The sequence below is a fragment of the Blastochloris viridis genome, assembly GCF_001402875.1.
Lineage (GTDB): Bacteria > Pseudomonadota > Alphaproteobacteria > Rhizobiales > Xanthobacteraceae > Blastochloris > Blastochloris viridis.
This window is the reverse complement of the sequence record NZ_CP012946.1, coordinates 2,006,657-2,020,179: the sequence shown is the minus strand read 5'-3', so window position 1 is coordinate 2,020,179 and position 13,523 is coordinate 2,006,657. Positions and strand designations below refer to the sequence as shown.

The following is a 13,523-nucleotide window of genomic DNA, read 5'->3' as shown; positions in this document are numbered from 1 at the left end:
CGGCGCCCCGCTCAGGAGGATGCAATTTGCCGGTGGCGTTCGACCTCGCGCACGATTGCCGACCGGATCATGAGTCAATGGCCGGCCGGTGTCGAAGCGGCCGAGCGCCTTCGCGCCTTCGCGCTGCCTGCCTCGTACCAATCCTTCGAGCGGTTGACGATCCACACCACCGACAGCATCACCGGCACCTCGATGAGGACGCCGACCACGGTGGCGAGTGCGGCGCCCGACTGGAACCCGAACAGCGAGATCGCGGCCGCCACCGCCAGTTCGAAGAAGTTGGAAGCGCCGATCAGCGCCGAGGGGCCGGCGACGCAGTGCTGCTCGCCGGCGAGTCGGTTGAGCAGATAGGCAAGGCCGGAGTTGAAGTAGACCTGGATCAGGATCGGCACTGCGAGCAGCGCGATGATCAGCGGCTGGGCGAGAATCTGCTCGCCCTGGAAGCCGAACAGCAGCACCAGCGTGGCCAGCAAGGCGACCAGCGACAGCGGCTGCAGGCGGCCGAGCATGCGCTGCTGCGCCGGCTCGCCACCCTGCGCCAGAAGCCGCCGGCGCAGCACTTGCGCGGCGATCACCGGCACCACGATGTAGAGCACCACCGACAGCACCAGCGTGTCCCACGGCACGGTGATGGCGGAGAGCCCGAGCAGCAGGCCGACGATCGGCGCAAACGCGAACACCATGATGGTGTCGTTGAGCGCGACCTGGCTCAGCGTGAAGTGCGGCTCGCCGCGGGTGAGGTTCGACCACACGAACACCATGGCGGTGCAGGGTGCTGCCGCGAGGATGATCAGGCCGGCGATGTAGCTGTCGATCTGCTCGGCCGGCAGATAGGGGCGGAACAGATAGCCGATGAACAGCCAGCCGAGCGCGGCCATCGAGAACGGCTTGACCGCCCAGTTGATGAACAGCGTGACGCTGATGCCGCGCCAGTGCTCCTTCACCCGGCCGAGTGCGGCGAAGTCGATCTTGATCAGCATCGGGATGATCATCAGCCAGATCAGCGCCGCCACCGGCAGATTGACCTTGGCGATCTCGGCTGTGCCGATCGCCTGGAACACGCCCGGCATCACGTGGCCGAGGGCGATGCCCACGACGATGCACAGGCCGACCCAGACGGTGAGATAGCGTTCGAACGTGGACATCGCAAAATCCTTCAAGCTGTCGCGACGCGGCGCCCCGCGGCGTCGACCACCAGTTCGCCGTCCTCCTTGCGGAACGCGCCGCGCTGCGGCGGCAGCAGGTCGAGCACCGCTTCCGACGGGCGGCACAGGCGCACCCCCTTCGGGGTCACCACCAGCGGCCGGTTGATCAGGATCGGATGCGCCATCATGGCGTCGAGAAGCTGGTCGTCCGTCAAAGCGGGATCGCCGAGGCCGAGTTCGCGATACGGCGTACCCTTCTCGCGCAGCAGGTCACGCACCGAGAGCCCCGCCCGGGCGATCATCTGCACCAGCAGCGCGCGCGTTGGCGGGCACGTCAGGTACTCGATCACGTGCGGCTCGACACCGGCATTGCGGATCAGCCCGAGCACGTTGCGTGAGGTGCCGCAGGCGGGATTGTGGTAGATGATCACGTCCATCAGGCGAGCTCCGCCTTGCGGCCCGTCGCCCCTTCGAGGCGGCCGATCTCGCGCAGCCTCGATCCGAGCGCCAGCCGGTCGAGGCTGGCGAACGGCAGGGCGGTGAACACCGAGATGCGGTTCTTGAGGTAGCGCAGCGCGGTGACGAACGCGCGCTCGACCATGACATCATTGCCGCTCGCCGCCGCCGGATCCTCGATGCCCCAATGCGCGGTCATCGGCTGGCCCGGCCACACCGGGCAGGCCTCGCCGGCGGCGTTGTCGCAGACGGTGAATACGAAATCCATCACCGGTGCGTCGGCGGCGGCGAACTCAGCCCAGCTTTTCGAGTGCAGACCCTCGGTCGGATAGCCCTCCGCCGCCAGCACCTTGAGCGCGAACGGGTTGACGGTGCCCTTGGGCTGGCTGCCGGCGGAGAAGGCGCGGAAGCGGCCGCCGCCGTCCTTCGTCAGGATGCTCTCGGCCAGGATCGACCGGGCGGTGTTGCCGGTGCAGAGGAACAGCACGTTGAAGATGCGATCGGGCATGGGCTTTCCTTCGCGGAGTGGACCAGCGGCAGGTCGGCGGAGCGGCGGAGCGGACGTCGGCGTGCAGAGCTCGGCGTGGCCGCCGCAGCAATCCTCGACCAGGAAGCCGACAAGCGCATGAATGCTGTCGGGCCGGGCGCGATAGACGATCGAGCGGCTGCGGCGCGAGGCCGTCACCAGTCCGGCGCGGGCGAGGATGGCAAGGTGGGCCGACAGGGTGTTGGCCGGCACGGCAAGACAGCGCGACACCTCGCCGGCCGCCAGCCCGTTCGGCTCATGCGCCATCAGCAGGCGGAACACCTCGAGCCGCGTGGCCTGGGCAAGCGCCGACAACGCGAGCAGGGCATCGTCTGATTCCATATTTCGACGATACACGAAATATGGAAACATTGGCAAGCCGGATGTGCCGGCCCTCCCAGCGACACCCAACTCGATGACAAGTGCTCATTTCGAGAGCCCCAACTCTGGCGCCCAAATCTCTCGTCCGAGCCTCATGGGCATGGCGCTGCTGTTTCCGCTTGACCGGACTGCGGCTTGGGCACAGATATATGCGCAATGCCGCATAACCGGAATAGCAAATGATTACGCCGGTCGAGCTGATGTCCGCCCTTGCCGATGCCACCCGGCTTGCTGCCCTGCGCATGGTGTGGGACGGGCAGGAGCATTGCGTCTGCGAACTGATGAAGGCGCTCGGCGCCACCCAGTCGCGCATGTCGCGCCACATGGCGGTGCTGAAGGTCGCCGGCCTCGTCGTCGACCGGCGCGACGCCCAGTGGGTGCGCTATCGCCGCAATCCGCGCCTCGATTCCCGCGTCGTTGCGGTGATCGAGGCCGTGCTGGCGCTTCCAGCCAACCAGCGGAGGGATGCGGCATGACCGAGTGCTGCTCGAAGACCGCCGTCGACTCCATCCCTGCCGAACCCAATCCCACCGCATCGCCGAGCACCTTCGCATGGCTGGCCGGCACGCTGGCCGCGCTCACCGCCTGGGGTCTCGCCTACGCCTTTCTGCAGCCGGCGGCGGACTGGGCCACCGCCCTCCTGCCGCTGGAGCCAGGCAGCCACCTCGCCGAGGCGGTGGCGTTCTTTCTCTACGACACGCCCAAGGTGCTGATGCTGCTGGTGCTGGTGGTGTTCGCGATGGGCGTGGTGCGCAGCTTCTTCTCGGCCGAGCGCACCCGCGCGCTGCTCGCGGGCCGGCACGAGGGGCGTGGCAACGTCGCGGCGGCCTGTCTCGGCATCGTCACCCCGTTCTGCTCGTGCTCGGCGGTGCCGCTGTTCATCGGCTTCGTCTCGGCCGGGGTGCCGCTCGGCGTCACCTTCTCGTTCCTGATCGCCGCGCCGATGGTCAATGAGATCGCGCTCGGCCTGCTGTGGGCGCTGCTCGGCTGGCAGGTGGCGCTGGCCTATCTCGGCTTCGGCCTCCTCATCGCCATCGTCGCCGGCTGGGTGATCGGCCGGCTGCATCTGGAGGGCTGGCTGCAGGACTGGGTGCGCAATGTGCGGGCCGGCGCGGTCGAGCTTCCCGGCCAGCGCCTCACCATCGTCGACCGCCTCAAAGCCGGGCTCGACGCGGTGGCCGACATCGTTGGCAAGGTGTGGACGTGGGTGATCGCCGGCATCGCCGCCGGCGCGCTGATCCACGGCTACGTGCCGGCCGAGCTGCTCGCCGCGATCATGGGCCGCGAGGCGTGGTGGTCGGTGCCGGCCGCGGTGGTGGTGGGCATTCCCATGTATTCCAACGCCGCCGGCATCATTCCGGTGGTCGAGGCGCTGCTCGGCAAGGGCGCCGCGCTCGGCACCGTGCTGGCCTTCATGATGAGCGTGATCGCACTCTCGGCGCCCGAGCTGATCATCCTGCACAAGGTGCTGAAAGGCCGGCTCATCGCGGTGTTCGTCGCCGTGGTCGGGCTCGGCATCCTGGCGGTCGGCTTCCTGTTCAACGCGCTGTTTGCCTGACAAAGGAGAAAACCATGAAGGACATCAAGGTGCTCGGCCCCGGCTGCAAGCGCTGCCAGACCACCGCCGAGATGGTGCAGACCGAGGCCGACCGGCTCGGCGTGGCGGTCGCGATCGAGAAGGTCACCGATTACGCCGCCATTGCCTCCTTTGGCATCGCCTCGACGCCCGGCATCGTCATCGACGGCAAGGTGGTCCATGCCGGCGGCCTGCCCAAGGCCGAGGACATCGCGCAGTGGCTGGCGTGATGCGATTTTCCGGCCTGATCGCGTAGACCTTGCATCAGTCATCGCCGGCTGCGGCCGTTCCGTGCCGCCCGCCGCGCCGGGGCCGATCCGGTCGGGCAGGCGAGGGCGGCGACGCCGGTCTCGGCCGCCGCGCCGGGCTGTCGTGCTCGTGGTGCCGGCACAGCCGGTGGTCGGCGATCACCTCGATCACCCGGCAGTCGCAAACGTGGCCATGGCCGCAGTCCTCCACCATGCGCTGGAGTTCGGCGCGCAACGCGGTGAGGCGGACGATGCGCTCCTCGACCTCGGCGAGATGGTGGCGGGCGATGCGGTCGGCCTCGGCGCACGAGGCTTGTGGCGCGTCGCTGAGGCGCAGCAAGGCGCGGATCGCGTCGACCTCGAAGCCCAGTTCGCGGGCGTGGCGGATGAAGCGTAGCCGCCGCACGGCGTCGACGTCGAAGACGCGCCGGTTGCTCGCAGTGCGCAACGGCGACGGCAGAAGCCCGATTTCCTCATAGAACCGAATGGTCGGCACTTTCACGCCAGCCTGGCGGGACAGTTCGCCGATCGACAGCGATGTCATGGACAAGGCCCTTGATCCTCCAGCGACTGGAGAATGTAGCGTCACCTGACGACATGCGAAAGGAACGCTCAACGATGTGTGATGCTTGCCAAGACACCCGCGCCCCGGCCGAGCAGGCCGAAGTGGCGGCGAAGGGCGCGACCGCGGCCTGCGGCTGCCACGGCAACCCGGTGTTCGACGGGGTGGACCCGCGCTACAAGCGCGCGTTGTGGACGGTGATCGCGATCAACGGCGTCATGTTCGTCGTTGAGATGGCGGCGGGTCAGGCCGCCGGCTCCCAGGCGCTGCAGGCCGACGCGCTGGACTTTCTGGGTGACACCCTGACCTACGGCATGAGCCTCGCCGTAATCGGCATGTCGCTGAAGGTCCGGGCGACGGCGGCGCTCGTCAAGGGTGCCAGCCTGTCGCTGATGGGGCTGTGGGTGCTGGGCTCGACCGCCTATCAGCTTGTCGTGCTGGGGGTGCCGCGGGCGGAGGTGATGGGGGTGGTCGGCCTCATGGCGCTGATCGCCAATCTCGCCAGCGTGCTGCTCTTGATGCGCTACAAGGACGGCGACGCCAACGTGCGTTCGGTGTGGCTGTGCTCGCGCAACGACGCCATCGGCAATGTCGCGGTAATGGTGGCGGCGGCGAGCGTGTGGGGCACCACCACGGCGTGGCCGGACCTGGTGGTCGCGGCGGCGATGGCCGGCCTGTTCCTCAGTTCCTCGCTACAGATCCTGCGCCAGGCGTGGCGGGAATACCGCACCGGACAGGACCTCGGCGCGCTTTCCAGCCACGGCCATGTGCATGACGATGGGCATGGACATCGGCACGGGCACAACCACGCGCACCTCCACTGACTGCGGCCGGCGCCGGGGCGATCGATCGTCCCCGGCGCTGGCGTGCCTTTTCCCGCCCGTCACATCGAGCCGCGCCAGCGCGGCAGGAGCCGACCGGTGCGGCGGGCGTAGTCGTCCCAGGCCGGGCCGAACAGATCGCGCATCATCGCCTCTTCGCGGTTGATGCGCGTGACATAGACCGCGCCGAAGCCGACGAGGCCGGACAGCGCGCCGGCCCAGTGCGGCAGCAGCAGCGCCTGCGCGATCGCCATCAGCCACATCGCGGCGTACATCGGGTGGCGGATCCAGCGATAGACGCCGCGCGTGATCAGCGCGTGGTCCTGCTTGATTTCGAGGGTCGGCGACCATTGCCGGCCGAGATCGGCGTGCGAGCGCCAGAACAGGAGATCGGCGATCAGGTAAATGATGGCGCCGGCGATGATCGCGGCAGGGCTGGCGGGCACCACCCATTCGGCCGGCCACGGCCAGAAGATCGTCGCGAACGGCAGCACCATGACGCCGAGGGCGGCGGCAACGAGCACGAGCCTTTCGGTGACGTCCATGCGGGTCTCGACGAGCGGGCCGTTGCGGGTGTGGACGTAGAGATTGCGCAAGACCCACATCGTCAGGCTGCCGGCGACGAACGCCCGCGTGCCCCAGTCGCCGCTATCGGCGAACAGAACATAGGAGGTGAGCAGGGCGAGGGGAACGACGATGCCGATGAGGGTGCGTGGCTGCATGGACAGAGGCTCCTAACGTATGCGGATGGAGACGTTGCCGGCGAAGCTTCCGCCGGGCGGCGGGGGAAACGAGATGCTGGCGAGCACGGCGCGAATGGCGCGGTCGATGGCGAAGTTGCCGGACGCGCGCACCAGCCGGTGCGAGACGAGTTTTCCGCCCGGCCCGACGGTGAACGCCACAGCGACGACGCCGGACACCTCCAGGCCGAGGCTGTCGACTCGCGCCTGGAGAATGGCCCGCACCCGCGTGGCGTAGCCGGGGTCGCGGCCGGGCCGCGCGGTGGGGGAGGGTTCGCCCGGCTGCGCAACCGGCCGCGCGCTGGGGCGCTTGGGCTCAGTGCGGCGCGGCACCGGTTCGGCCTCCGGTTTCGGGTGCGAGGGAGCCGGGCGCGGCTCGGGGGCGATGGTCGGCTCCGGCTCGGGCGTGACGATCTGGTCCGGCGGTGGCTCGGGGATGGGCTCCGGCTCGGGTTCCGGTTGGGGCTCCGGCGGCAGCGGATCGGGGACGGCATCGGCGGGCTCGGTGGCGGGCGATTCGACGACGAACGTGATCTCGACTTCCCCGGGCGGGGCCTGCGCGGGCTCAGGACTGGGCAGGACGATCAAGGCCGATGCGTGCACAGCCGTGACCAGGGCGATGAGGCCCGCCCGCCGTCCGCGGCTCAGCGGGGGATAGGCTGCGGCAGCGCTGGCGGCGACGCTCATGATGCGGCGATCACGGCGCGGCGGCGCTCGCCGCCGGGGCGGGCGCCTCGACCACGCCGCCGCTCCGCGCGTCCTGGCCGGGGCGTTGTGCGGCCTTCGGGTCGGTGACCAGCGCGATACGGCGGATGCCGGCAGCCACCAGAACATCGACGATGCCGACGACCTCGCCATAGGCGAGTTCGCGGTCGCCGCGCACCCGCACGGTGCGCTCGCCGTCGGCAATTTTCGCCAGCACCGCTGCCGCCAGTTCCTCGCGCGCGACCGCGCCCTGGTCGACGGCGATGCGGCCGTCGCGATCGACCGACACCACCACCGGATCCTTCGGATCAAGCGGCTTTGCCGTGGAGGCGCGCGGCAGATCGAGCTTCAGGCCCGCCGCCAGCAGCGGCGCGGTGATCATGAACACCACCAGCAGCACCAGCATGACGTCGACCAGCGGCGTCACGTTGATCTCGGCCGACGGCCGGTGCCCGCCGGGCCGCGACCCTCCGAATCCACCGAGGCTCATCGCGTCTCTCCGTCAATGGGAGGAACGGCATTGATGCCGAACTGCACGGCGCGGTGTTCGACGTGATGGCGGAGCCGCTGCCCGGCGTGGCCGAGCACGGCGGCGAGGCGGTTGTAGCCGAGCGAGGCGGGGATGGCCGCGGCGAGACCAATGGCGGTCGCCGCCAACGCCTCGGCAATGCCCGGCGCCACCACGGCGAGGCTGGTGTCCTGCGCCGCGGCGATGCCCATGAAGCTCGACATGATGCCCCACACCGTGCCGAACAGGCCGATGAACGGCGCGGCGGAGGCGATCATCGCCAGAGCGGGCAGGCCGCGTTCGAGCCGCATCATCACGATGTCCGCCTCGCGCCCCATCGCCTCGCCGATGCGGGTGCGCCGCTCGGCGACGCTCTCGGCGGCGATGTGAAGGCGCGCGGCCTCGACGCCGGCACGCTCGACGCCGGTGAGGAGCGCGGGCACCTCGCCGCGCGCGGCCGCTTTGAGCGCGCTCTTGAGGCTGCGATGGCCGAGCCAGACCTCGACCATCGCCACCCAGCACCAGATCGAGGCTGCGGTCAGCGCCAGGATCACGCTGCGGCCGACCCAGCCGGCCGACAGGAACAGCCCCAGCGGCGTCATGTCCACCGTGTGCATGTCACGCCCTCGCAACCATGGACGCGGTCACAGCCGCACCTTGGCGCCGAGCCCGAAGGTGCGGCCGCGGACGTAGCTCACGCCGGAAATCTGCTCGCCGGTGGCGGCGGACAGGCCGTAGGCCTGACCGAATGAGATCGTCTCGTCGTTCAGCAGATTGCTGCCGAACAGATAGAATTCCCGCTTCTCCCACTCCAGGCCGGCCCGCGCCGCCAATAGGTGGGAGGCTTCGAGCAGAAACAGATTGCCGGCCTCCGCGAAGCGCTCGCCGATGAAGCTGTAATCCAGCCGCCAGTAGGCCTGGGCGTCGCCGAGCTGGGCGTCGAGCCCGAGCTTCTCGACGTGGGTGCGGTGGGCGAGCGAGGCCTTGAAGGTCCACTCCGGCACGCCGGGGATCTTGTTGCCGTCCACAAGTCCAGGCACGAGAGCGGCGAGGACCGACGTCACGTTGAGCAGTTCACCCTGGGTGTAGGCGGCGCCGAAGCCGACGTCCCAGCCCTCGGCGAGGCGATAGCTGCCCTCAAGCTCGCCGCCCCAGTTCTGGACGTCGACATTGAGCGCCATCGATTCAAGCGTCAGGGTGTTGAAGGCGGTGATCTGCTCCTGCGAGACGTCGTTGTAGAACAGGGCGCCTGACAGGTTCAGGCGATTGTCCAGGAACGAGCCGCGGCTGCCGATCTCGTAGGCGATCATCGAGGTCGGATCGTACGGGTCGCGGGCGACGCCGAATGGTGCGGCTCGGTTAAAGACGCCGTAGCCGCCGCCCTTGTAGCCGCGCGCCACGCTGGCCCAGCTCGACAGGTTCGGCGACCACTCATAGGCGAGCGAGGTGCGACCGGTCCAGAAGCCGTAGGACATCGTGCCTTGTTCGGCGAATGACGGGATCGCCATCGTGGTGCCGTCGGAGGTGTAGAGGTTGTCGAAGTCCTTGCTTTCGTGGGTCAGGCGACCGCCCACCGTCCATTTCAGCTTGTCCCACACCGGGAGCGTAACCTCGCCGAACACCGCAGCGCCGGTGGTGGTCTGGTTGTAGTCGTCGGTGCCGGCCATGAGCGGGCCGTAGAGCCACAAGCTGACGCTTTGGATCAGGTTCGCGGTGTCCTGGTAGCCGACCGCGCCGGCGATCCAGGAGAGGCTGGAGCCGGGATTGGAGGTGAGGCGGAACTCCTGGGTGGCGCGGCTCTCGTGCCGGGTCCAGTAGATGTGATTGGTGTCCGGATCGGCGAACATCGAGGTCGGCAGGCCCGACATCGCGCTGGCGAGATAGGTGTCGAGCGCGTTGTAGCGCGAGACGGTATCGGCCTTGTGGTAGGAGGTCTGGGCGGTGAAGGTGAAGGCGTCGAAGGCGTATTCGAACTTTGAGTTCAGATTGACGAATTCGAGGGTCTCATCGGCCACCGAATAGCCGGCGAGTTTCTCCATGCCATCGCCCTGCAGCGTGTAGTAGATCGGCGAGAGGTCCGTCTTCTCGCCGCTGGCGCTGATCAGCCAGCGGGTGCGCTCGTTGGGGGTGAACAGCAGCGAGCCGCGCCCGACATAGGAGGTTTCGTCGCCCAGTTCGGGGCCTTCGGTGTTGGAGAGGAAGCCGTCGATACCGCGGGCGCGGAAGGCGACGCGGCCGGCCACCTTTTCCGGCACGATGGCGCCGGCCAACGCGCCCTCGATGAGGCGGTGATTGTCGGTGCCGTACTCGACCCCGACATAGCCTTCGGGCGTCTCGCTCGGCAGGATCGGAATCAGATTGATGGCGCCGCCCGAGGTGTTGCGGCCGAACAGCGTCGATTGCGGTCCTTTCAGCACCTCGACCCGCTGCAGGTCGAAATAGGCTGAGTTCGAGGCGGCGATCGAGGTCGGCGCGCCATCAATGAAGGTCAGCACCGAACTGTCGTCGGGGCTCAAGGGAAACAGCACGGCGCCGACGCCGCGCATGATGATGAAGTCGTTCGAGCGGTCGCCGAAGGAGGGCTTCACCGCGCCGGCGATGTCGCGCAGCGCCGTGGTGCCGTCGACGATCCGCTTCTCTTCAAGCTCGGTGCGGCTGATGGTTTCGACCGAGAACGGAATGTCACGCAGCTTCTCGGTCCGCTTGCGGGCAGTGACGGTGATCTCCTCGATCGTCTCGGTCTCGATGCCGTTCTCGCTCTGGGTCTCCGGCTCGGCATAGGCCGGCGTCAGTGCAGTTGAGCAGAGCAGAGACGATGCCAGCAGTATCGTGGATCGGCGCAAAGGGATCCCCATCATTGCGGTTGTTCCAGGGAAGGGTGGCGAAGGAGGGCGCGGACCTCGGGTCCGGCCGAGATGACCACGGCGATCACCGTGCCGATCGAGACGAGGGCGGCGACGACAGCGAACAACCCGTTGAGGCCGAGCGCGGCGATCGCCGCGCCCGACGCAGTGGCCGCCACGATCGAGATCAGCGAGTCGGCGCAGGCGAGGGCGGCCGCCTGGGTGGCGGCGCGCTCGCCTTGGCACACGATGAGGGTGAGGGCGCGATAGACGACGAAGAAGGCGTAGGACGTGCCCATCACCAGGAAGGTGAGGGCGATGACGGCGCTCCAATCGAAGATCGCCGAGCCCGCTACGGCTGCGGTCCCGAAGCCGACGAGGGAGGCGACGCAGAGCGCGGCGAGTGCTCGCCAGGCTCCGAAGCGGACCATGCCGGCGCCGACCAGCAGCGACGCCGCAAGGCCGACGATATTGGCGCCGACCGCCGATAGAAGGCCGATCTCGCCAACGCTGAGGCCGGCATCGACCTGCAGGATCGGCAGTGCGCCGGAGGCGAGACCGAAGGCGCCGTGCACGAACACCGAGATCGCCAGCCGCCGCCGCACCACCGGGCTATTGAAGAACGTCCACAGGCCCGCCCGCTGTGGCCCTGCCGTCGCCGTGAGCCTCTCCCCCAGCCGGTCCGGCAGCATCAGGGCGGGGAGCGCGACCACGAAGGATAGTGTCGCCACGGCGACGACGATCCCGCGCCAGCCGTGATCGCCGAGCACGAGCATGGCGACACCGAGAGCGGTGCCGCCGGCCGCCGCGGCGATGCCCTGCTGGACCGCCGAACGCTGCCGGTCGGCGGCGCCCACCATGGCGACCAGATAGGCGTCGCTCGCCGTCATGGCGGTGACGAGCAGCGTCACCACCAGCGTGCTGAGGCCGAGCAGCGGCCACACCGAGGTGGCCGGATCCACCGCCAGCAGCGCCAGCATCGCCAGAACAGCGGCGATGAGGAACAGCCGCAGCGCCGCGCGGTGGCGCGAGGCTTGCCCGGCCGCCCAGCGCTCGACCAGCGGCGCCCATGCCACCCGCAGCGCGTAGGGCAGATAGGCAAGGAAGACCATGCCGACCACCTCGGGCGGGTGGCCGGCTTGGCGCAGCGTCGCCGGCAGGATGGTGTAGATGAAGAACATCGCGACCATCGCGGCGGCGTAGGTCGAGGCGGCGACCGCTTGAACGGTGGCCCGGCCGGCGGAGCGGGGCTCCGCGGTTGCGGCGAGAGGCGGGCTGCTCATCGCAGCCTCCAGCCGCTGGCGCGCTGCTGCGCTGCCCACAGCCCGGCATAGACGCCGCCCTGGGCCGCAAGGCCGTCGTGGTGGCCGCGCTCAATGATGCGGCCGCGGTCCATCACCAGAATCTGGTCGGCTTTCGCGATGGTGTGGAGCCGATGCGCCACCACGATCACCGTGCGGCCGCTCTCGAGCGCGGCGACGGCGTCCTGGATCGCCTTTTCGGACAATGGGTCCATCGCCGAGGTCGCCTCGTCGAGCACGACGATCGGGGCGTTCTTCAGCAAGGCGCGGGCGACGGCGACACGCTGGCGCTCGCCACCCGACAGGGTGCGGCCGCCATCGCCGAGGCGGGTGTTAAGACCGTGCGGCAGCGCCGCCACCAGCTCGTCGAGGCGGGCCGCGGACACCACGGCTTTGAGGCGGGCCGCATTGGCGCTGGGGTCGCCGAGCAAGATGTTGGCGCGCAGCGTGTCGCGGAACAAATGGACGTTCTGGTCCACCACCGAGATCAGCGCCTGCAGCCGGGCCGGGTCGGCTTCGGCGATGTCGACGCCGCCGATGCGGATGGTGCCGCTGGCCGAATCGTAGAACCGCGCCAACAGCGCGAGCACCGTCGACTTGCCGGCGCCGCTCGGCCCGACGATCGCGGTGATGGTGCCGCGCTCGGCGGTGAAGCTGACGTCCTCGACCGCGGCCCGGCCGTCCTTGCCGTAGGCGAACGAGACCTTGTCGGCGGCGACGTCGAGGGCGGCGTTGAAGTCGCTCCGGCTGCCAGTCAGCACCGGCTCGGCGAAGAACGCGACCATGCCGCAGCGGGCCTGCTCGCCGAGGCGGTAGATCAGGGATTGCTTGATCACCGCGCTGGTCCAGGCGGTCTGGGCGGCGATGGCGAGGAACAGCGCCACCATGGTTTCGGGGGCCGAGGCCATGGCGCCGCTCGCCGCGGCCGCGACCAAGGCGAGCGGGACGCCGAGCGACAACAAGAGGCTGTTGGCTTCCTGCATTGCGACGAGGCGCGGCGTGTTGCGCCGCATAAGCTGAAAGGCGCCTTCGACGACCTCCTGGAATTGCGCCAGCGCCTCGCCCTTGCGCAGGAACATGCGGAACACCGCGATGCCCTCGCCATATTCGCCGATGCGGTGGTTGAGATCGGCGATGAAGCGCGAGCGCGTCGCCAGCACCCGAGCGAGGATGCGGGCGATCGGCTGATGTACCGCGAGCGCTGCAAGGAGGGTGCCGATCACCACCGCGGCCACCAGCGGCGAGAACAGCGCCGCCAGGGCGAACAACACGAGCCCGGTGGCCGATCCGGCGATGATGCGGTGCAGCGTGAAGGTCGAGCACTCGTTGATCCAGCGGCCGTCCTCGCCGACCAGGGTGGCAAGGCGGGCCGGCGTCCAGCGCGTCAGCGCGCCCAGCGGGATCGCGCGCATGTGCTGAACCAGCCGTCGGCGCACGGTCTCGGTGGCAGTATTGCCGGCCCGGAAGCCGGCACCCCACGCCACCCGCAGCGCCAGTACCCGCACCCCGAAGGCGGCGACCACCGCGGCGGCGTAGGGCGCCAGGTCGAGCGGGGTGGCGTTGCCTTGGGCGAGGCGGACCAAGCCGAGCCCGACAGCTGCCGCCGGCACCGCGGCCGCAACGCCTTCCAGCAGCGTGGCGAACAGGCTGAAGACGAACTGGCCGCGCGCTGCGCCAAGGTGCGCCCAGATGAACAGAAACAGCTTCATGA

15 protein-coding genes and 1 pseudogene are annotated in these 13,523 nt (G+C 69.1%); 4 read left to right on the top strand and 12 right to left on the bottom strand.

The window, feature by feature from the left end; all coding sequences use genetic code 11:
* Positions 1-74 precede the first annotated feature (74 nt).
* The 4 genes and pseudogenes from arsB to BVIR_RS17325 form a co-directional block, all read right to left on the bottom strand.
* Complete coding sequence (arsB, locus tag BVIR_RS08980) at positions 75-1,145, bottom strand: ACR3 family arsenite efflux transporter (protein WP_055037372.1); 1,071 nt, start codon at positions 1,143-1,145, stop codon at positions 75-77.
* An 11-nt stretch (positions 1,146-1,156) separates the two neighbouring features.
* Positions 1,157-1,582, bottom strand: coding sequence for an arsenate reductase (glutaredoxin) (gene arsC, locus BVIR_RS08975; RefSeq protein ID WP_055037371.1), 426 nt, complete (start codon positions 1,580-1,582; stop codon positions 1,157-1,159).
* Positions 1,582-2,109 carry an arsenate reductase ArsC gene (locus BVIR_RS17195; RefSeq protein WP_055038789.1) on the bottom strand — a complete coding sequence of 176 codons (528 nt, stop codon included), beginning with the start codon at positions 2,107-2,109 and terminating at the stop codon, positions 1,582-1,584. The genes arsC and BVIR_RS17195 overlap by 1 nt, the downstream gene beginning before the upstream one ends.
* Before the next feature lie 183 nt (positions 2,110-2,292).
* Positions 2,293-2,469 (bottom strand): annotated as a pseudogene (locus tag BVIR_RS17325) (winged helix-turn-helix domain-containing protein); the annotation flags it as partial.
* A 218-nt stretch (positions 2,470-2,687) separates the two neighbouring features.
* Between BVIR_RS17325 and BVIR_RS08965 the strand changes: the two are divergent.
* The 3 genes from BVIR_RS08965 to BVIR_RS08955 are packed head-to-tail and all read left to right on the top strand — an operon-like array spanning position 2,688 to position 4,314.
* Entirely contained in the window at positions 2,688-2,984 is a 297-nt protein-coding gene (locus BVIR_RS08965; protein ID WP_055037370.1) for a metalloregulator ArsR/SmtB family transcription factor, read from the top strand.
* Positions 2,981-4,066, top strand: coding sequence for a permease (locus BVIR_RS08960; RefSeq protein WP_082416880.1), 1,086 nt, complete (start codon positions 2,981-2,983; stop codon positions 4,064-4,066). Before BVIR_RS08965 ends, BVIR_RS08960 begins: the two co-directional genes overlap by 4 nt.
* Before the next feature lie 14 nt (positions 4,067-4,080).
* Positions 4,081-4,314 carry a thioredoxin family protein gene (locus BVIR_RS08955; protein WP_055037369.1) on the top strand — a complete coding sequence of 78 codons (234 nt, stop codon included), beginning with the start codon at positions 4,081-4,083 and terminating at the stop codon, positions 4,312-4,314.
* Positions 4,315-4,348: 34 nt separating this feature from the next.
* Here BVIR_RS08955 and BVIR_RS08950 read toward each other — a convergent pair whose 3' ends face one another.
* A complete protein-coding gene (locus BVIR_RS08950; protein ID WP_082416878.1) occupies positions 4,349-4,876 on the bottom strand; it encodes a MerR family transcriptional regulator in 528 nt (175 codons plus the stop codon).
* 74 nt (positions 4,877-4,950) lie between these two features.
* On the opposite strand from BVIR_RS08950, the gene BVIR_RS08945 reads away from it, so the two are divergent.
* Entirely contained in the window at positions 4,951-5,718 is a 768-nt protein-coding gene (locus tag BVIR_RS08945; RefSeq protein WP_055038787.1) for a cation efflux transmembrane domain-containing protein, read from the top strand.
* A gap of 59 nt (positions 5,719-5,777) precedes the next feature.
* Here the strand turns inward: BVIR_RS08945 and BVIR_RS08940 are convergent, their stop codons facing one another.
* From BVIR_RS08940 to BVIR_RS08910, 7 genes are read right to left on the bottom strand one after another with little or no spacing between them, the layout of a single operon-like run.
* Positions 5,778-6,437 (bottom strand): protein-S-isoprenylcysteine O-methyltransferase, encoded by a 660-nt coding sequence (locus tag BVIR_RS08940; RefSeq protein WP_055037368.1) that lies wholly within the window; start codon positions 6,435-6,437, stop codon positions 5,778-5,780.
* Positions 6,438-6,449: 12 nt separating this feature from the next.
* Positions 6,450-7,142 carry a TonB family protein gene (locus tag BVIR_RS08935; protein WP_055037367.1) on the bottom strand — a complete coding sequence of 231 codons (693 nt, stop codon included), beginning with the start codon at positions 7,140-7,142 and terminating at the stop codon, positions 6,450-6,452.
* A 10-nt stretch (positions 7,143-7,152) separates the two neighbouring features.
* Positions 7,153-7,650, bottom strand: coding sequence for an ExbD/TolR family protein (locus tag BVIR_RS08930; RefSeq protein ID WP_055037366.1), 498 nt, complete (start codon positions 7,648-7,650; stop codon positions 7,153-7,155).
* Positions 7,647-8,285: a MotA/TolQ/ExbB proton channel family protein gene (locus tag BVIR_RS08925; RefSeq protein ID WP_055037365.1), complete on the bottom strand. Its 639-nt coding sequence runs from the start codon at positions 8,283-8,285 to the stop codon at positions 7,647-7,649. The genes BVIR_RS08930 and BVIR_RS08925 overlap by 4 nt, the downstream gene beginning before the upstream one ends.
* A 27-nt stretch (positions 8,286-8,312) precedes the next feature.
* The gene (locus BVIR_RS08920) at positions 8,313-10,511 is read right to left on the bottom strand and encodes a TonB-dependent receptor (protein ID WP_055037364.1); all 2,199 of its coding nucleotides are present in this window, start codon (positions 10,509-10,511) and stop codon (positions 8,313-8,315) included.
* Between the two features lie 11 nt (positions 10,512-10,522).
* Positions 10,523-11,794 (bottom strand): MFS transporter, encoded by a 1,272-nt coding sequence (locus BVIR_RS08915; protein WP_145912014.1) that lies wholly within the window; start codon positions 11,792-11,794, stop codon positions 10,523-10,525.
* On the bottom strand, positions 11,791-13,521 hold the full coding sequence (locus tag BVIR_RS08910; protein ID WP_055037362.1) for an ABC transporter ATP-binding protein: 1,731 nt from the start codon (positions 13,519-13,521) through the stop codon (positions 11,791-11,793). Before BVIR_RS08910 ends, BVIR_RS08915 begins: the two co-directional genes overlap by 4 nt.
* Positions 13,522-13,523: the final 2 nt, after the last annotated feature.